Source organism: Sphingopyxis sp. BE259 (assembly GCF_031457495.1).
Classification (GTDB): Bacteria; Pseudomonadota; Alphaproteobacteria; order Sphingomonadales; family Sphingomonadaceae; genus Sphingopyxis.
In genome coordinates this window covers 2096237-2114693 of the sequence record NZ_JAVDWM010000001.1, presented here as the reverse complement: position 1 = coordinate 2114693, position 18457 = coordinate 2096237, and the positions used below count along the sequence as shown (strand labels likewise).

Below are 18457 nucleotides of genomic sequence, written 5' to 3'. Positions count from 1 at the left end.
AGAAGGATAGGGAGGCTTGTGAGCGCAGCGAACTAGCCGGACTTGGATGAGGGGTTGCGAGCGAAGCTCGCGCGGTCCTGTGGACCGCATACCCCTCACCCAGCTTCAACTAGGCAGCGAGCTGCCAAGTTTTCGCAACCCTCTCCCTCAAGGGGAGAGGGGAGTAAGGATTGATTATGACCGACAAACCGACCATCGACCAATGGGCTGCCGCCGCCGACAAGGAAGTGAAGGGCAAGGACCTCACTTGGGCGACGCCAGAGGGGATCGACGTTAAGCCGCTCTATACGGCCGAAGACGTGCGCGAAGATCCCGGCCTGCCCGGCTTTGCGCCGTTCACGCGCGGCGTTCGCGCGTCGATGTACGCGGGGCGGCCGTGGACGATCCGGCAATATGCGGGCTTTTCGACCGCCGAGGAATCGAACGCCTTCTATCGCCGCAACCTCGCCGCGGGCCAGAAAGGCCTCTCCGTCGCCTTCGACCTCGCCACCCACCGCGGCTATGACAGCGACCACCCGCGCGTCACCGGCGACGTCGGCAAGGCGGGGGTCGCCATCGACAGTGTCGAGGATATGAAGATCCTGTTCGACGGCATCCCGCTCGATCAGATGTCGGTGTCGATGACGATGAACGGCGCGGTGATCCCGATCCTGGCGTTCTTCATCGTCGCGGGCGAGGAGCAGGGGGTCGATCGCAAGCTGCTCGACGGGACGATCCAGAACGACATCCTGAAGGAGTTCATGGTCCGCAACACCTATATCTATCCACCCGAACCGAGCATGCGGATCATCAGCGACATCTTTGGCTACACGTCGCGCGAGATGCCGAAGTTCAACAGCATCTCGATCTCTGGCTATCATATGCAGGAAGCCGGTGCGACGCAGGTGCAGGAGCTGGCGTTCACCATCGCCGACGGCATGGAATATGTGAAATATGGCGTCGCGTCGGGGCTCGACATCGACAAGTTTGCCGGGCGGCTGAGCTTCTTTTTCGCGATCGGCATGAATTTCTTCATGGAGATCGCCAAGCTGCGCGCGGCGCGGGTGCTGTGGCACCGCGCGATGACGACGCTTGGCGCGCAGGACGAGCGGTCGAAGATGCTGCGCACCCATTGCCAGACGTCGGGCGTCTCGCTGACCGAGCAAGATCCGTACAACAATGTGATGCGCACGACGATCGAGGCGATGGCGGCGATGCTGGGCGGCACCCAGTCGCTGCACACCAATGCGCTCGACGAAGCGATCGCGCTGCCGACCGATTTCTCCGCCCGCATCGCGCGCAACACCCAGATCGTGATCCAGGAAGAGACGGGGATGACCAAGGTCGTCGATCCGCTCGGCGGGTCGTACTATGTCGAGGCGCTGACGCAGGAGCTGGTCGACAAGGCGCAGGAGATTATCGACCGCGTCCAGGCCGAGGGCGGCATGGCGAAAGCGGTCGCGGCGGGCTGGCCCAAAGCGATGATCGAGACCGCGGCGGCGGCGCGGCAGGCGCGGGTCGATCGCGGCGACGATGTCATCGTGGGCGTGAACAAATATCGCCTGAAGGACGAGGATCTGCTCGAAACGCTCGACATCGACAACGCCAAGGTGCGCGAAGGCCAGATCGCGCGGATCAGGAAGACCAAGGCCGAGCGCGACGAGGCAGCGTGTCAGGCGGCGCTGACGGCGCTGCGCGATGGCGCGGCAAAGCCGTCGAGCATCGAGAACAACCTGCTGGCGCTCGCGGTCGAGGCAGCGCGGGCGCGCGCGACGCTGGGCGAGATTTCGTCGGCGATGGAGGAAAGCTTCGACCGTTATGCCACCCAGCCGACCCCGGTGAAGGGCGTCTATGCCGCGCCCTATGAGGGCGACGCGCGCTGGGCGCAGGTGCTCGACGGGGTCGAGGCGGTCACGCGGCGACTCGGCCGCAAACCCAAGCTGCTGGTAGCCAAGATGGGACAGGACGGACACGACCGCGGCGCCAACGTCATCGCGTCGGCGTTCGGCGACATGGGGTTCGACGTTGTGTCGGGTCCGCTGTTCCAGACCCCCGAGGAGACCGTCGTGCTCGCGCTCGACAATGGCGTCGACGTCGTCGGCGCGTCGAGCCTCGCCGCGGGCCACAAGACGCTGATCCCCGAACTGATCGGCAAGCTGCGCGAAGCCGGCCGCACCGACATCAAGGTGATCGCGGGCGGCGTCATCCCGCCGCAGGATTACGACTATCTGCGCGACGCCGGGGTGCAGGGCATCTACGGCCCCGGCAGCAACGTCGTCGAATGCGCCGCCGACGTGCTGCGCCTGCTCGGCCACAACATGCCGCCGCTGGAGGATGCCGCGTAGTGCAGTTTGTTGCTTCCCACATTTCGTTTTCGTCCGTGGAGGACGGCTGGGTTCTGGCGCTCGCGGACAGCGTTGATGGGGGCGGCTCGACGAACATTTTGATATCATTCGGTGAAGAGGGTGAGCAGGATCGCGCCCTTGGTCTGACGGGGCTGTTCGTCGCGACCAACGGGGATACGAAGCGCGGATATGGATTGGTGGAAAAGCTGACGTTCGACGGCGAGGTGCTCACCGTCCATGGCAGAAATGGCTACCAGAATGTCTGCGTCGTGATTGGGACTGAAATGATGTCCGCCAACGAAATTTTGGACGTGGTCGAGCGCTGTAACGCGGCGAACGCGTCGAAACCGGAGAATGCAGTATGACCACCGAAACCCGCACCGACTGGACCCGCGAGGAAATCGCTACCCTCTTCGACCTGCCGTTCGACGAACTGATGTGGGAAGCGCAGGGCGTCCACCGCCGCCACCATTCGCGCGGCGAAATCCAGCTGTGCACCTTGCTCAGCATCAAGACCGGTGGCTGCGTCGAGGATTGCGGCTATTGCTCGCAAAGCAAAAGCGCCGACAGCGGGCTGAAGGCCACCAAGCTGATGGACGTGCGCGCAGTGTTGCAGGCGGCGGCGCAGGCGAAGGATTCGGGATCGCAGCGTTTCTGCATGGGCGCCGCCTGGCGCAACCCCAAGGACCGCGACATGCCCGCGATCGTCGAGATGGTCGAGGGCGTGCGCGCGATGGGCATGGAAACCTGCATGACGCTGGGCATGCTGACGAAGGAACAGGCGCAGACGCTCGCGGTGGCGGGGCTCGATTATTACAACCACAACATCGACACCTCGCCGGAAAATTACGGCAACGTCATCACGACGCGGACCTTTCAGGAACGGCTCGATACGCTGGAGGAAGTGCGCAGCGCTGGCATCAATGTGTGCAGCGGCGGGATCGTCGGCATGGGCGAAACGCGCGCCGACCGCGTCGGATTTATCCACGCGCTCGCGACCCTGCCCGAACATCCGGGCAGCGTGCCGATCAACGCGCTGGTGCCGGTGAAGGGCACCGTGCTTGGCGATATGCTCGCCGACACCCCGCTCGCCAAGATCGACGATATCGAGTTCGTCCGCACCATCGCCGTCGCGCGCATCACCATGCCGCTGAGCATGGTGCGCCTGTCGGCAGGCCGCGAAAGCATGTCGGAAGCGACGCAGGCGCTCTGCTTCATGGCGGGCGCAAACAGCATTTTCACCGGTGACAAGTTGCTGACGACCGCCAATGCCGGCGACAGCAAGGATGCGGCGCTGTTCGCGAAGCTAGGGCTGCGGCCGATGGAAAGCGAAGAGCCGATGCGGATGGAGGCGGCGGAGTGAACGACCCGAGCGATTTCATCGTGATCGATGTACCGAGCATGTTAGCGGTAAAGGTTACGATATCGGAAGAGGCCGGAGAACGACCCGACCCAAACTGGAATCGCGAGGCGGCAGAAAGTCAGTACGTCTTTGCTGAGTTTCTGGTGGAGAAGGGCCTGCTGTCAGGCGACCTTAAGGTGGAACGCCGACCGGATCTTACGATCCGTTGGTCCCAGTTGACAGATCTGGGCCAGCAGTTCGTGCGGAATGACTTTCATAAGTGGCTCGTCTCCATTGATAAATCGGGCACGCCCGAATTCAAAAAGATCGAAAAGCTAGAGCGGCGCTGGACGAAGTTCACTGCCTCTCAAACATCGCAATGATTGGAAGTTAGGCAAAATGTTCAAGAAAATCCTGATCGCCAATCGCGGCGAGATCGCCTGCCGCGTCATCAAGACCGCGCGGCGCATGGGCATCGCGACGGTGGCCGTCTATTCCGACGCCGACGCGCGCGCGCCCTTCGTCCAGATGGCCGACGAGGCGGTGCATATCGGACCGTCGCCGGCGTCCGAATCCTATCTGGTCGCCGACAAGATCATCGCCGCGTGCAAGGCGACCGGAGCCGAGGCGGTGCATCCGGGCTATGGCTTCCTGTCCGAACGCACCAGCTTTGCCGAGGCGCTCGCCAAGGAAAATATCGCCTTCATCGGGCCGCCCGTGAACGCGATCGCTGCGATGGGCGACAAGATTGAATCAAAGAAGCTCGCATTGGAGGCCGGCGTCAATGTCGTCCCCGGCTTCGTGGGCGAGATCGACGATACCGAACATGCGGTAAAGATCTCGAACGAGATCGGCTATCCGGTGATGATGAAGGCGTCGGCGGGTGGCGGCGGCAAGGGGATGCGGCTCGCCTATGACGAAAAGGATGTTCGCGAAGGGTTCGAGGCGACCAAGCGTGAGGGGCTGAATTCGTTCGGCGACGACCGGGTGTTTATCGAGAAATTCATCCTCAATCCGCGCCACATCGAAATCCAGATCCTCGGCGATCAACACGGCAATATTCTATATCTGAACGAACGCGAATGTTCGATCCAGCGTCGCCATCAAAAGGTGGTCGAGGAAGCGCCGTCGCCCTTCGTCACCCCCTCGATGCGCAAGGCGATGGGCGAGCAATGCGTCGCGCTGGCGAAGGCGGTCGGCTATTATAGCGCGGGCACGGTCGAACTGATCGTCAGCGGCGCCGACCCGACCGGCGAGAGCTTCTACTTCCTCGAAATGAACACGCGGCTACAGGTTGAACATCCGGTGACCGAAGCGATCACCGGTATCGACCTCGTCGAGCAGATGATCCGCGTCGCCGCGGGCGAAAAGCTCGAAATGACGCAGGACGACATCAAGATCGACGGCTGGGCGATCGAGAACCGCGTCTATGCCGAGGATCCCTATCGCGGTTTCCTGCCCTCGACCGGGCGGCTCGTGCGCTATCGCACGCCCGTACCGGCTTGGGCGGGCAACGCGCGCGGCGAGGATGGCGTGCGCGTCGATGCCGGGGTCGAGGAGGGCGGCGAGGTGTCGATGTTCTACGACCCGATGATCGCCAAGCTCGTGACCTGGGGCGCGACGCGCGACGAAGCCGCCGACCTACAGATCGCGGCGCTCGACCGGTTCGAGATCGAAGGGCTGGGGCATAATATCGATTTCGTGTCGGCGATCATGCAGCACCCGCGCTTCCGCTCGGGCGAGCTGACGACGGGCTTCATCGCAGAGGAATATCCTGACGGCTTCCACGGCGCCGCGACCGCGGATCATATCGTCCGCGCACTCGCCGCCATCGCGGGCTTTATGGCGAGCGCCGAAGCCGATCGCGCGCGGCGCACCGATGGTCAGCTCGGCGACCGGCTCGATCCGCCCGCCAAGTGGCAGGTGACCGTTGGCGGGACCGAGCATAAGGTGAAGCTGGGCCACAAACATATCAAGGTTGACGGCGACAAGCTCGACATCGCGCTGGAATATACGCCGGGGGACCGGCTGGTGATTGCCGAGATCGACGGCAGCGAACTGGCCGTCAAGGTTGCGAAGACGCGCACCGGCTGGCGGATGACGACGCGCGGGCGCATTCACGATGTGCGCGTGCTGCCGTGGCACGTCGCGCCGCTGACTCGTCATATGATTGAAAAGATCCCGCCCGACCTGTCGAAATTCCTGATTTGTCCGATGCCCGGCCTGCTCGTCGCGCTGCACGTCGGCGAGGGCGACAAGGTCGAAGCGGGTCAACCGCTCGCGACGGTCGAGGCGATGAAGATGGAGAATATCCTGCGGGCCGAGAAATCGGGAACAGTGAAAAGCGTCAACGCGGCGCAGGGCGACAGCCTGGCGGTCGATGCGGTGATTTTGGAGATGGAGTAGCTGGGCCTTTGCAGGGACAGGGTTGGAACGGGCGCCGCTGTTTTGACACCATCGTCATTGCGAGCGTAGCGAAGCAATTCAGAGTAGCGTAAACCGCCTTGGATTGCTTCGCTAAGTTCGCAATGACGGCGAACGAGGGGGCTTGGGGGAGATAGTAAATGACCTTGCCGGTAACCGCCTTCGTCGCCGCCGTGTGCGCGCTGTTACTGCTGTTCACCGCGATACTGACGGTGCGCCAGCGGCTGCGGCTCAAAGCCGCTTTCGGCGATCATGGCGACGCCAAGCTGATCGCGGCGAGCCGCAGCCACGGCAATTTGGCCGAACATGCGCCGATCGTCGTCATCCTGCTCGGGCTGTTGGAAACCGCGCGCGCCAATCATATGGCGTTGATGGTGATCGGCGCGCTGTTCCTGATCGGCCGCGTCGCGCATATCGCCGGGCTGCACGCCGTGATTGAACCCGGCAAGCCGCCCGTGCCGCGTCAGATCGGCGTCATCGCGACGTGGATCACGCTGCTGGTGCTGGGCGGGTGGACGCTGTGGATGCTGGCGGCGGTGAATCTCTAATTGAGCTGAAGGGCGGCTTTGGGGTGGAAAGCGGACATTCCCCACCCTCGTCATTCCCGCGAAAGCGGGAACCCAGGGTGGGATCAGCCGACGCACGCCCTTGGGTTCCCGCTTTCGCGGGAATGACGAAGTAAAAAACAGCGAACGTCCGCTACTGATCGCTAGCGGTCATACCGTTATGCGGCGCGGAACGACCAGTCCTCAATCCTCCACCAACGCCACCGCGCGGATCCATCCGGCGCTCGCGCGCTCGATCTTCACCGGAAAGCAGCTGAAGCTGAAGCCCGTCGCCGGAACCCCACCCAGGTTGGTCAATTTTTCAATCTGGTAATAGGGGCGAATGCGCCCCGCCTTATGGCCTTCCCAGATAATCGACGGATCGCGCGTTTCGGCCCAGCGCCGCGCCGTGTGGCTGAACGGCGCGTCCCAACTCCACGCATCGGTGCCAACCACCTGGACGCCGCGTTCGGTCAGATACAGCGTCGCCTCGGCGCCCATGCCGCAACCCTGATCGGTAAAATTGTCGGTGCCATATACCGCGCCCGACTGGATCAGCACGATGTCGAGCGGTTGCAGGTCGTGCCCGATCCGCGCCAGTTCGGCTTCTACCTCGGCGCCGCTGACGACATGGCCGTGCGGGCGATCGGAAAAGTCGAGTTTGACGCCGGGCCGATAGAACAGGTCGAGCGGCGCTTCGTCGATCGACGGGGCAGGGGACGCGCCGTTGTCGGTCGTCGAATGATAATGCCATGGCGCGTCCATATGGGTGCCGTTGTGGGTGCTGAGCGTCAGGCTTTCGACCGCCCAGCCTTCGCCATCGGGCAAATCCTCTTTGGTCAGACCGGGGAAAAACATCGCGATCTGCTCCCACGTATTCTCGTGGGTCATATAGGTGATGTTCGGGCGCATCACCGGCGGGTCGGACACGACGTCGTTGGTGATCGGGATCGACAGGTCGATGAATTTGGTCATATCGCAATGCTGCGCGCACACGCCTGCTTGTGCAAGACGGAACAGCGGTTATGACGGACGCCAGAAAAACACGTAATTTTGGGGGACCGACAAGGCATGAGCGACGCTGCCGTTTACGAACCGACCCAGAAAGAAATCCGCATGGTCATCGCCGCCTCGTCGGCGGGGACCGTGTTCGAATGGTATGATTTCTTCATCTACGGCACGTTGGCCGCGATCATCGGCAAGGCCTTTTTCCCTAGCGACAATGCGACGCTGGAAACATTGCTGGTGTGGGCAGGATTCGCCGTCGGCTTCGGCTTCCGCCCCCTCGGTGCGGTCCTATTCGGTTTCCTCGGCGACCGGTTAGGGCGCAAATATACCTTCCTTGTTACCGTCACCTTGATGGGAATTGCGACCGCGGGCGTTGGCATGATCCCGTCGGCGGCGACGATCGGCATTGCGGCGCCGATCATCGTCATACTGCTGCGAATTTTGCAAGGTCTGGCGCTCGGCGGCGAATATGGCGGTGCGGCGGTCTATGTCGCCGAACATTCGCCGCCCGGAAAGCGCGGATTTTACACCAGTTTCATTCAGGCGAGCGTCGTCGGCGGCTTTGTGCTCAGCCTGATCGTGGTGCTGGGGTGCAAGGCGTTGATGCCCGACGCGGTCTGGCAAAGCTGGGGGTGGCGGGTGCCGTTCCTGCTGTCGCTGATCCTGCTCGCCATCTCGCTGTGGATGCGGCTGAAGCTGTCCGAAAGCCCGGTGTTCAAGGCGATGAAGGAGCAGGGCGAACTGGCGAAGAATCCGCTGAAGGAAAGTTTCACCTATCCCGGCAATCCGCGCCGCATCTTCATCGCGCTGTTCGGCATCGCCGCCGGCCTGACTGTCATCTGGTACACCGCGATGTTCTCGGGCCTCGCCTTCCTGAAAGGTCCGATGAAGGTCGAGGATACCGCCGCCGAAATCATCGTCGGCGTGGCCGCCGCGGTCGGCATGGGCTTTTTCATCTGGGCCGGACATCTGTCCGATCGGGTCGGGCGCAAGAAGCCGATCGTCTGGGGCTATGCGGCGACGCTGGTGCTGCTGTTCCCGCTGTTCTGGTGGATGGGCAGCGTCGGCAATCCGGCGCTGACCGCCGCGGCGGAGCGGACGCCGGTGACCGTCACCGGATCGCAGTGCAGTTTCGACCCCTTTGCCCAGAAACAGGAAACCGCGTGCGGCAAGACGCTGGGCGAACTCACCAAGCTGGGCGTGCCATACACCGTCGTTCAGACCAACAGCGGCTTCGACAGCGTGAAAATCCGCATCGGCGATCGCGAGGTGGCGAGCGACGATCCGGCGCTGCTGCAACCCGCGCTTGAGGCGAGCGGCTATGATTTTGTCAAACAGGTGCCGGGCTGGGGCAGCATTGCCATCATCTTCCTTGCGCTGCTGGGGCTCAGCGCGCTGTCGGGCTTTACCTATGGCCCGGTCGCGGCGCTGCTGTCGGAAATGTTTCCGCCGCATGTCCGCTATTCATCGCTGTCGATTCCCTATCATATCGGGACCGGCTATTTCGGCGGTTTCCTGCCGCTGATCGCCAGCTTCATCATCGCCAAGACCGGCGATGCCTATGCCGGGCTGTGGTACACATGGGGCGTGGTGCTGGTGGCGTTTCTGGTCACCGCCTTCATGCTGAAGGATCCGGTCGAGGGGCAGTGGGACAAGCAGCCGTCAGCGGCGCCGCCGGCGGCCTGATCCAGCCCATTGGCGGCGACTGCGAACCCGTATAGGGGCACAGCCATGATTGCCGTGCCGTCACCGCTTCGCCTGCATCTCGACCGCGACGCGCTGGTCGCCAACTGGCGCTGGCTGGCGGCACAGGGCGGTGCGGCGGCGTGCGGCGCGGCGCTCAAGGCCGACGGCTATGGTCTGGGCGCACGCGAGGTGATGCGCCATCTGGCCGCCGCGGGCTGCCGCGATTTTTTTGTTGCCACCTGGGCCGAAGCCGCCGCGCTGATGCCTTTGCCCGTAGGGGTGTCGCTGTCGGTCCTGCACGGGGTGGGTGCGGGCGATATGGTCGCCGCACGGCTGCTTCCGGTGCGTCCGGTACTGAACAGCGTCGAACAGGTGCGACGCTGGCGCGATGCAGGCGAGGGGCGACCGTGCGACGTCATGATCGACACGGGCATGAACCGGCTCGGCTTGCGGATCGACGAGGCGCTCAGCGGTGCGCTCGATGGCCTCGCTGTCGAGACATTGCTCAGTCACTTGGCCTCGGCTGACGAGGACAGCGATCAGAACGCGCGGCAACTTGCGTCCTTTCGGACGGTGCGCGACCGGATTCCGGCGCGGCGTTATAGCCTGGCGAACAGCGCGGGCATCTGTTTGGGTACCGACTATGGTTTTGACCTGACGCGGCCTGGGATCGCGCTTTATGGCGGCACGCCGCGCGGCGAGGCGGCAGGGCATATCCGGCAGGTCGTCTTTCCCGGCGCGCGGGTGCTGCAAGTGCGGACGGTGCCGACGGGCGAGACGGTCGGTTATGGCGCGACCTGGACCGCGCGGCGCGACAGTCGGATCGCGGTGGTCAATATGGGCTATGCCGACGGCTATCTGCGTTGTCATGCCGGAAACGGCGGCGCAACATGGCAGGGACAGGCACTGCCGCTCGTCGGACGGGTATCGATGGACCTGATCGCGTTCGACGTCAGCGACGCGGCCGGGGTGGGTGAAGGCGAGTGGCTGCGTCTCGATTATGACCTGCCGGGCATCGCCGCGCGCTGCGGCCTGTCGCAATATGAATTGCTCACCGGGCTTGGTCCCCGGTTCGACCGTCGATGGACGTGCGACACGAACGACTGATATTTTGCGGCGCGGAAATGAAAAAGGGCCCCGGTCTCCCGGGGCCCTTTCTTTTGGTCGTTCTCGTTCCGATCAGAACTTGAAGTTCGTGTTAATGAACCACTGACGGCCGGTGTAGTCATAGCCCGAGTAAAGCGGAGCGTTGCCGATCGTCGTGTAATACACGGTGATCTTCGGCGGCTGCTTGTCGAACAGGTTACGCACGCCGAGGGTCATTTCGAAGTTGTCGGCAATATCGAACTGCACCGATGCGCTGTGCAGGAAATAATCCGGCACTTCGATCTGGTAGAATTCGTTGAGCTGATCAACCGCGGCCTGGTTCACGACACCCGTGGTGCGGCTCGTCTGGTTGTACTCAGCGGTGCCGCTGCTGCTGTCGAACCACGACACGCCGTAACGGAAAGTCGTCGCGCCGGTGCGATAGGTCGCATCGAAGTTGCCGACCCAATCCGGGACGTTGGTGGTGCCGTTGGCGTCCAACAGGATTTCTTCGGGGAAAGTGCGGTCCGACTGTTCGGTGTATTTCGTCACGTTCGCGTTGAACGTGAACCGACCACCGAACAGATCCGTCGCGAACCGGCCCGAGAATTCATAACCCTTCACGATGTCTTCCGACAGGTTCACGAACCCGCTGGTCACCGAAAGGATGTTGTTGGCGTCACGCGTAACGAAGCGGCAGAAGCCCTCGTTGGCGTTGAAATCGACGTCATTGTAGCAACGGTTGAGGATCGTCGTGCCGCTCAGAGCCGACACGCCGTTCGACACCTTGATGTCGAAATAGTCGAGCGCCAGCGCCAGCGTCGTCGTGCTGGAGATCCGAGGCTGGACAACAGCACCGACCGACCAGTTGCGCGACGTTTCCGCCGACAGCCCGGTTTCCGCACCACCGCGGGTGAACGACGTGATGCCGTTGTTCTGCTGGAACGTCGCGACGTTGAGGCCGATGGTGGCGCAGTTGGCCGCCCGCTGTTGCTGCGCCGGGGTGTAGGCACCCGGGTTCGGCTGGCCGTTGGCCCGCGGGAAGTTGTCAGCATCGCAAGGATCGTTACCCGCGGCGATGAAGCCGCTGGTCGCACCCAGGAACTGTTCCGACAGCGCCGGAGCGCGGTAGGACGTGCCATAGCTGCCACGGATACCGAAACCGCGGAAGAACTCCCATTCGCCAGCAACCTTGTAGGTGATGTCGCTGCCATAGGACGCATAGTCGGTGTAGCGGATCGATGCGTTCAGGTTGACGTTGTGGAAGAACGGACGGTCGGCAAGGATCGGGACGAAGATTTCGCCGAACACTTCCTTGACGTTGTCCGAACCGCGCGTCGGCGTGCCGGCGGTGAGGCCGAGCAGATTGCCGCGGATCGCGTTGTCATCGGGCGTATCGTCGATACGCTGCTTGCGATATTCCGCACCCAGTGCCAGCTGCACGTCGCCGCCGGGCAGGGAGAAGATCGGACCGTCGATGTTGAAGATTGCGGTCGATTCGCGGAACTTGGTGGTGCCGATCGTGTTTACCAGGATGTAATCGCGGAACGCTTGCGGCAGCTGACCACCGATCGTGGCGGCATTCAGCGGCGGAGCGGCGACGCAGCTCGGGTTCGATGCCTGGCTGCGGCACTGGATCGTGCCGTTCGGCAATTGCACCACGTCGGTTGCGAAAGCGAGGCGGTCGATCAGGAACGAATCCTGCTCGTATGTGCCGTCGGTCCACGACTTGCCGACATAGGCGTCATAGCGCCATCCGGGCAGGAAGAAGTCACCGCGCAGACCGCCGCCGGCGCGAACATAATCGACCTTCTGCGACGAATCGGTCAGGCCGAAACCGATGAAGGCGCGAGCCGCAATGTTCTGGCCGCTCGACGTGTTGGTCGGGTTGGCGAACACGCCGCTGCGGAATTCGATCGGAACCAGCGGGCTGTTCTGCAAATAATCGAGCGAGAGCTGGCGATAGAGCAGCGAAGACGATTTGCGGCGGGTCGCGAGCAGTTCGCCATAGACCTGCGCATTGCCCAAACCACCCACATCATAGGTGCCCGACAGGAACCCGGTGTAGGTTTCGACCGGGGTAATCAGCTCTTCTTCCTGGCTCGCCGGATCGAACGAGTCACGGTCGTAGGTGCCGACGCCCAGATAGCCAGGGGTGCCGCCGCCAGCGCCAGCGGAAGGCACGAAGCGGTTGAAGATGCCTGGCGCACCGCTGGTGCGGCCGATCCCCGAGCGGTTCGGCAGGCCGAGCGTGTTAATGGTCACGCCGCCGTTATCGATCGTAAAGCAGTTGCGCGGGTCGCCGAGCGGGAACGGATCGTCCGAACCAAAGGGCGATCCGGCATCGAGCTTGAAACCGGGGATCGGGCAGCTGGTGAAATCGACGTCATTCAGACGCAGGGCATCGCGCTTGCGATACTCGAGCGAGCCGATGATGTTCAGGCGATCGGTGCCGAAACCAAAGGTCGCGGCAACGCGGCGATCGACGCCGGCGCCGACTTCGGGAACGTTGACCTGCGCATCGATGGTCAGGCCGCGCACCTTGGCGTCGGTAATGATGTTGACCACGCCGGCGACGGCGTCCGAACCATAGACCGACGACGCACCCGCCTTCAGGACTTCGATACGGTCGATGATCGCGGTCGGCAGCACGTTAAGATCGGCGGCAAGCACGTTGCCGCGCGTACCAGCCGGTGCCAGGCGGCGACCGTTGAGCATGATGAGCGTGCGGGCCGGACCCAGGTTGCGCAGGCCGAGCGTGTTGGCGCCGGTGCCGCCTGCGGTGACGAAGCCACCATAGAAGTTGTTGATCTGCCCGGCACCAGCGGTGACTTCCGAGCTCTGCAGCGCGTCAGCCGCGCTGTTGAAACCACCCTGGGTGATTTCTTCCGAGGTCACGACGGTGATCGGTTCGACGGTCGAAAACTCGTCGCGGCGAATGCGCGAGCCGGTAACGACGATGTCCGAACCCTGCGCGGTCGTCTGATCGGTATCACAGACGCCATCAGCGTTGGCGTCGACGCAGTCGGTGGAATTGGCAGGCGTTTCCTGAGCAAAAACTGGCTGCGAAACGGAAATAGCCACTGCAAACGCAGCGGCACCTATAAGCAGGTGCGACTTAATCATTCTATACTCCCCGGTTGCCCGTCCCACAGAGTAGGAGGACGGCTTGGCCACAAGAAAGCGTGAAAGTGACGTCCGCACAAGAGTTTGATGGCATAAATCTTACACCGGTACGCATCGCGTCGGCCGCTGTGCCATTTTTGCAACAAACTACGGGCCGCGGAATGTGGGCGCTGATCGGTGTATCTGGGCGGCAGGTGAAACGAACTGATTGCAGCAATGCGTCCCAGCCTTCGTTTATGTCGGTCGATCGGTTTCATGAGAAACGATCTTGCTTAACTCGGCGAGAACCCACTCGATGAGACGGAAAGGGTCATCAGCACAGCAAGCCCCGGCGCGGTGCACTCGTTTCACCGCAAAAAGCGCCAAACCGCCGAATCGGCGCGGAAGATCGACGCCATGTTGCGATGCATCATAAATTGATGCTATTGACCTTAGGGATAGGTCCGTCCGGCACGATCAGTCGATTGCGTGGCGGGCGATGGGAGCAAAACAGGCATGGCAAAGTCCAAGACGACGGCGGACGACGGCGTCGTCACGATCAAGAAATACGCCAACCGGCGGCTCTATGATACCGAACGCAGCTGCTACATCACGCTCGAAGATTTGGGTGCGATGGTTCGCGATGGCCGCGAATTCCGGGTTGTCGATGCCAAGAGCGGCGACGATATCACGCATAATGTGCTGACGCAGATAATAATGGACGAGGAAACGCGCGGCGAAACGTTGCTGCCGGTCAATTTCCTGCGCCACCTGATCGGCATGTATGGTGACAAGATGCAGTCGATGGTTCCGCAATATCTGGAAGCGTCGATGACCGCGTTCCGCAAGAACCAGCAGGATGTCCGTGCCGCATTCGACGGCGTGCTCGGGTCGAACCCGCTCGCCGAACTGACCCGCCGCAATATGGAGATGTTCCAACAGGCCGCGGGTGCCTTCATTCCAGGCGCCGGAGCCAGCAAGGCAAAAGACGCCGAGATTGCCGCGCTCAAGGCCGAAGTGGCCGCGCTCAAGGCGGAGCTCGCCAACAAGTAACACCAGGCGGCTCCCCGCCTGCACGACAGATATGACGGATATTTCATGGTCAAACATGCGCTTAGCGTAACCCGGCAGGCCGATTTCGCGGCTTGGTATCAGGATGTCATTGCCGAAGCCGACCTCGCCGAAGAGTCCGGAGTTCGCGGCTGCATGGTGATCAAGCCGTGGGGCTATGGCATCTGGGAACGCATCCAGACGGTCATGGACGCCGCGATCAAGGATGCCGGGGTCCAGAATTGCTATTTCCCGCTGTTCATCCCCTTGAGCTTCTTTGAGAAGGAAGCCGATCATGTCGATGGTTTTGCAAAGGAAATGGCGGTCGTCACTCACCACCGCCTGATCGGCGACGGCAAGGGCAAGCTGATCCCCGATCCCGAGGCGAAGCTGGAGGAACCGCTGATCGTCCGCCCGACGTCGGAGACGGTGATCGGCGCCGCGATGAGCCGCTGGGTGCAAAGCTGGCGCGATCTGCCGCTGAAGGTCAATCAATGGGCCAATGTCGTGCGCTGGGAAATGCGGACCCGCATGTTCCTGCGCACCAGCGAATTTCTGTGGCAGGAAGGCCATACCGCGCATGCCGACAAGGATGACGCGATGGCCGAAACGCTGCGCGCGCTCGAAATGTACCGCGCCTTCGCCGAAGATGTGCTGGCGATGCCCGTTGTCGCGGGCGAAAAGCCCGAGAACGAGCGTTTTCCCGGCGCGGTCGCAACCTATTCGATCGAAGCGATGATGCAGGATGGCAAGGCGTTGCAGGCCGGGACGTCGCATTACCTCGGCACCGGCTTCGCCGAGGCCGCGGGCATCCGCTACCAGGACAAGGACGGCGGCCACAGCCTGTGCCACACGACCAGCTGGGGCGTGTCGACGCGAATGATCGGTGGCGTCATCATGACGCATGGCGACGACGACGGCCTGCGCTGCCCGCCGCGCATCGCGCCGCACCAGATCGTCATCGTGCCGATGCTGCGCGACAATGACGAGGACGCCGCGATCCTCGATTATTGCCGCGGCATCGAAACCGAATTGAAGGCGCTCGATGCGTTTCGCGAACCCGTGCGGGTGCTGCTCGACGCGGGTGCCAACAAGGCGCAGACCAAGCGCTGGGGCTGGGTCAAGAAGGGCGCGCCGATCATCCTCGAGATCGGTCCGCGCGACATGGCGGGCGGCAACGTCGCGGTGATCCGCCGCGACCGGCTGTACAAGGACGATGGCAAGCTCAATGCGGCGTTCATCGCGAAGGGTGATTTTGTCGCCGAAGCGGTGGCGATGCTGGAGGACATCCAGGCGAGCCTGCACGCCGAGGCCAAACAGCGTCTCGACGCCAATATCCGCCGCGACGTCAGCGATCTCACCGCCCATTTCAAAGGCGACGACAAATTTGTGGGCTGGGTGGAAGTGCAATGGGCGCGTCCGACGGGCGCCGGGCTCGACAAGATCGTCGAGCAACTCAAGGCGCTCAAGCTGACGATGCGCAACACCCCCCTCGACGCCGCACCCGCCGACGGCAATTGCTTCTTCACCGGCGAGCCCGCCGTCGAACGCGTGCTCATCGGGCGGACTTATTAATTGGCCAAACGGCAACAGCCCGCTGGCCTGCCCAGCCGCGAGCAGATCCTGCGCCTTATCGAAGAGAGCCAGGAGGCGGTCGGTAAGCGCGAGATTGCCAAGCATTTTGCGCTGCACGGCAATGAGAAAATCGCGCTGAAGGCTTTGCTCAAGGACATGACCGACGAAGGGCTCGTCGATCTGGCGTCGGGGCGGGCATTCCACAAGCATGGCGGCCTGCCGCGGGTCACGGTGCTGCGCGTGATGTCGATCGACGGCAGCACGGTCTGGGCGGTTCCCGAGCATTGGGAAGCCGCCGGCCCCGCGCCGCGCCTGCGGGTGGTGGAACAGGGCCGCAAAGGCGCGCTGGGAGTCGGCGATCGCATATTGGCGCGCACCGAGGAGCGCGGCAGCGGCCATGTTGCCCATCCGATGAAGCGGTTGCAAGCGGGCGGCGAGACGGTGATCGGCGTGCTGGTCGAGGACATGGGTCCGGGCGGCAAACCGATCCTGTGGCTGCGCCCGGCCGACAAGCGCGCGCGCTACGATTTTGCGGTGGCCGACAAGGGCGACGCCCATATCGGCGACCTGGTGCGCGCCGAACTGACCGGACGCGGCCCGGCGATCAAGGCGAAGGTCGTCGAGCGGCTTGGCGATCCGTTCGCGCCGCGCGCGCTCAGCATGATCGCGATCGCGCGCCACGAAATCCCGCATGTCTTCGGCGCCGAGACGCTCGCCGAGGCCGAGATTGCGGCCAAGCTGCCACTGACTCCCGACGGCCGCGAGGATTTGCGCGACCTGCCGATCGTCGCGATCGACCCGATCGATGCACGCGACCATGACGATGCCGTGTGGGCTGAGCCCGACACCGACGGGCCGAACAAAGGCGGATTCCGCGCCATCGTCGCGATCGCCGACGTCAGTTTTTACGTGCGTCCCGACGGCGCGCTCGACCGTGAGGCGAGGCGGCGCGGCAATAGCGTCTATTTTCCCGACCAGGTCGTGCCGATGCTGCCCGAAACGCTGTCGGCGGGCGTCTGCTCGCTGAAAGCCGGGCAGGACCGGGCGGCGATGGCGTGCCACCTTGTTATCGACAAGCATGGCAAAGTGACGTCATGGCGGTTCACGCGGGCGCTGGTGCGGCTGCGTGCGAACATCGCCTATGAACATGCCCAGGTGGCTTATGATGCTGACGACGCGCGCGATGGCTGGGACGCCGACGTGCTCCCCGGGCTCAAGTATCTGTGGGCTTGCTGGAAACTCCTTGCCGCCGCGCGCGCCGCCCGCGCGCCGCTCGACCTCGACCTGCCCGAACGGCAGGTGATCCTCGACGAGCAGGGCGGGATCGCCGAAATCCGTGTCCGCGACCGGCTCGATTCGATGCGGCTGATCGAGGATTATATGATCGCAGCGAACGTCGCGGCGGCGAAGGCCTTGGAGGCGAAGAAGTCGCCGGTGATGTACCGCATCCACGAGCCGCCGAGCCGCGAAAAGCTGGTCAGCCTGAAGGATTATCTCGAAACCTTCGAACAGAGCTTCGCGCTTGGGCAGGTCATCACCCCCGCAGTGTTCAACCGGCTGATCGACGGCTTTTCCGAAGACGACCGGTTGCCCGAGATCATGCAGGCGATTTTGCGCAGCCAGACACAGGCCTATTATGGCCCGGCCAATGCCGGGCATTTTGGCCTCGCGCTCGGCAGCTACGCGCATTTCACCTCGCCGATCCGCCGCTACGCCGACCTGATCGTCCACCGCGCGCTGGTGGACGGCTACAAGCTCGAAGTCCCCGGCAAGCCCAAGGGGCTGCCCGAACGCACCGGGTTGGGCGAAGCCGACGCCAAGGGGCTGTCGCGGATCGGCGAGGCGATCAGCGCGCTCGAACGCCGCGCGATGGAGGCCGAGCGCGAGACGGTCGATCGTTATGTTGCGGCCTATCTGTCTGCCAAAAAGGGCGAGATTGTTCAGGCGCGGATCACCGGGGTGCAGCCCTTCGGATTTTTTGCCACCGTCGACGGGCTCGGCGGTGACGGGCTGGTCCCGGTGTCGACGCTGGGCAGCGAGCGGTTCTTTTATGACGAGGCGGCGCGCAGCCTGGATAGCGAGCATGGCCGTGTCAGTTTCACCACCGGCCAGCGGCTCGACCTGCGGTTGATCGACGCCAATCCGGTCAGCGGCGCGTTGCGCTTTGAACTGCCCGATGCGCCCGAGGGCGGCTATCGTAACCGCCCGCCGCGGCGCGACGGGATGAAGGACAAGGCGGGCAAACACATAGTCGGCAAGCGCGGCCGACCGGCGAATATCAAGCACAAGGGGCGACGGCGCTGACCCACCTT

General features: G+C 63.2%; 13 protein-coding genes. 11 read left to right on the top strand and 2 right to left on the bottom strand.

Annotated features, from left to right (window positions below; all coding sequences use genetic code 11):
- The first annotated feature begins 176 nt into the window (after window positions 1-176).
- The 6 genes from scpA to J2X44_RS10225 all read left to right on the top strand — a co-directional run bounded on the left by scpA (window position 177) and on the right by J2X44_RS10225 (window position 6638).
- The gene (gene scpA / locus J2X44_RS10250; protein WP_310083369.1) at window positions 177-2324 is read left to right on the top strand and encodes a methylmalonyl-CoA mutase; all 2148 of its coding nucleotides are present in this window, start codon (window positions 177-179) and stop codon (window positions 2322-2324) included.
- Window positions 2324-2689, top strand: a complete 366-nt coding sequence (locus J2X44_RS10245) for a hypothetical protein (RefSeq protein ID WP_310083367.1) — start codon at window positions 2324-2326, stop codon at window positions 2687-2689. The genes scpA and J2X44_RS10245 overlap by 1 nt, the downstream gene beginning before the upstream one ends.
- Entirely contained in the window at window positions 2686-3687 is a 1002-nt protein-coding gene (gene bioB / locus J2X44_RS10240) for a biotin synthase BioB (protein WP_310083364.1), read from the top strand. Before J2X44_RS10245 ends, bioB begins: the two co-directional genes overlap by 4 nt.
- On the top strand, window positions 3684-4049 hold the full coding sequence (locus tag J2X44_RS10235; protein ID WP_310083362.1) for a hypothetical protein: 366 nt from the start codon (window positions 3684-3686) through the stop codon (window positions 4047-4049). Before bioB ends, J2X44_RS10235 begins: the two co-directional genes overlap by 4 nt.
- A gap of 16 nt (window positions 4050-4065) precedes the next feature.
- On the top strand, window positions 4066-6072 hold the full coding sequence (locus J2X44_RS10230) for an acetyl/propionyl/methylcrotonyl-CoA carboxylase subunit alpha (RefSeq protein ID WP_310083360.1): 2007 nt from the start codon (window positions 4066-4068) through the stop codon (window positions 6070-6072).
- Window positions 6073-6230: 158 nt separating this feature from the next.
- The gene (locus J2X44_RS10225; protein WP_310083357.1) at window positions 6231-6638 is read left to right on the top strand and encodes an MAPEG family protein; all 408 of its coding nucleotides are present in this window, start codon (window positions 6231-6233) and stop codon (window positions 6636-6638) included.
- Window positions 6639-6839: 201 nt separating this feature from the next.
- On the opposite strand, the gene J2X44_RS10220 is transcribed toward J2X44_RS10225, so the two are convergent.
- Window positions 6840-7610, bottom strand: a complete 771-nt coding sequence (locus tag J2X44_RS10220; RefSeq protein WP_310083354.1) for a cyclase family protein — start codon at window positions 7608-7610, stop codon at window positions 6840-6842.
- Window positions 7611-7706: 96 nt separating this feature from the next.
- Here J2X44_RS10220 and J2X44_RS10215 point away from each other — a divergent pair, with 96 nt between their 5' ends.
- Both J2X44_RS10215 and alr read left to right on the top strand, forming a co-directional pair.
- Entirely contained in the window at window positions 7707-9329 is a 1623-nt protein-coding gene (locus J2X44_RS10215) for an MFS transporter (protein WP_310083351.1), read from the top strand.
- 45 nt (window positions 9330-9374) lie between these two features.
- Window positions 9375-10436, top strand: a complete 1062-nt coding sequence (gene alr, locus J2X44_RS10210; protein WP_310083348.1) for an alanine racemase — start codon at window positions 9375-9377, stop codon at window positions 10434-10436.
- A gap of 72 nt (window positions 10437-10508) precedes the next feature.
- Here alr and J2X44_RS10205 read toward each other — a convergent pair whose 3' ends face one another.
- Window positions 10509-13499, bottom strand: a complete 2991-nt coding sequence (locus tag J2X44_RS10205; protein ID WP_310083346.1) for a TonB-dependent receptor domain-containing protein — start codon at window positions 13497-13499, stop codon at window positions 10509-10511.
- Between the two features lie 537 nt (window positions 13500-14036).
- Between J2X44_RS10205 and phaR the strand changes: the two genes are divergently transcribed.
- Genes phaR through J2X44_RS10190 form a run of 3 tightly spaced genes read left to right on the top strand, consistent with a single transcriptional unit; the run spans window position 14037 to window position 18449 of the window.
- Complete coding sequence (gene phaR / locus J2X44_RS10200) at window positions 14037-14573, top strand: polyhydroxyalkanoate synthesis repressor PhaR (protein ID WP_310083343.1); 537 nt, start codon at window positions 14037-14039, stop codon at window positions 14571-14573.
- Window positions 14574-14618: 45 nt separating this feature from the next.
- A complete protein-coding gene (proS, locus tag J2X44_RS10195; protein ID WP_310083341.1) occupies window positions 14619-16145 on the top strand; it encodes a proline--tRNA ligase in 1527 nt (508 codons plus the stop codon).
- Window positions 16146-18449: a VacB/RNase II family 3'-5' exoribonuclease gene (locus J2X44_RS10190; protein WP_310083340.1), complete on the top strand. Its 2304-nt coding sequence runs from the start codon at window positions 16146-16148 to the stop codon at window positions 18447-18449.
- Window positions 18450-18457: the final 8 nt, after the last annotated feature.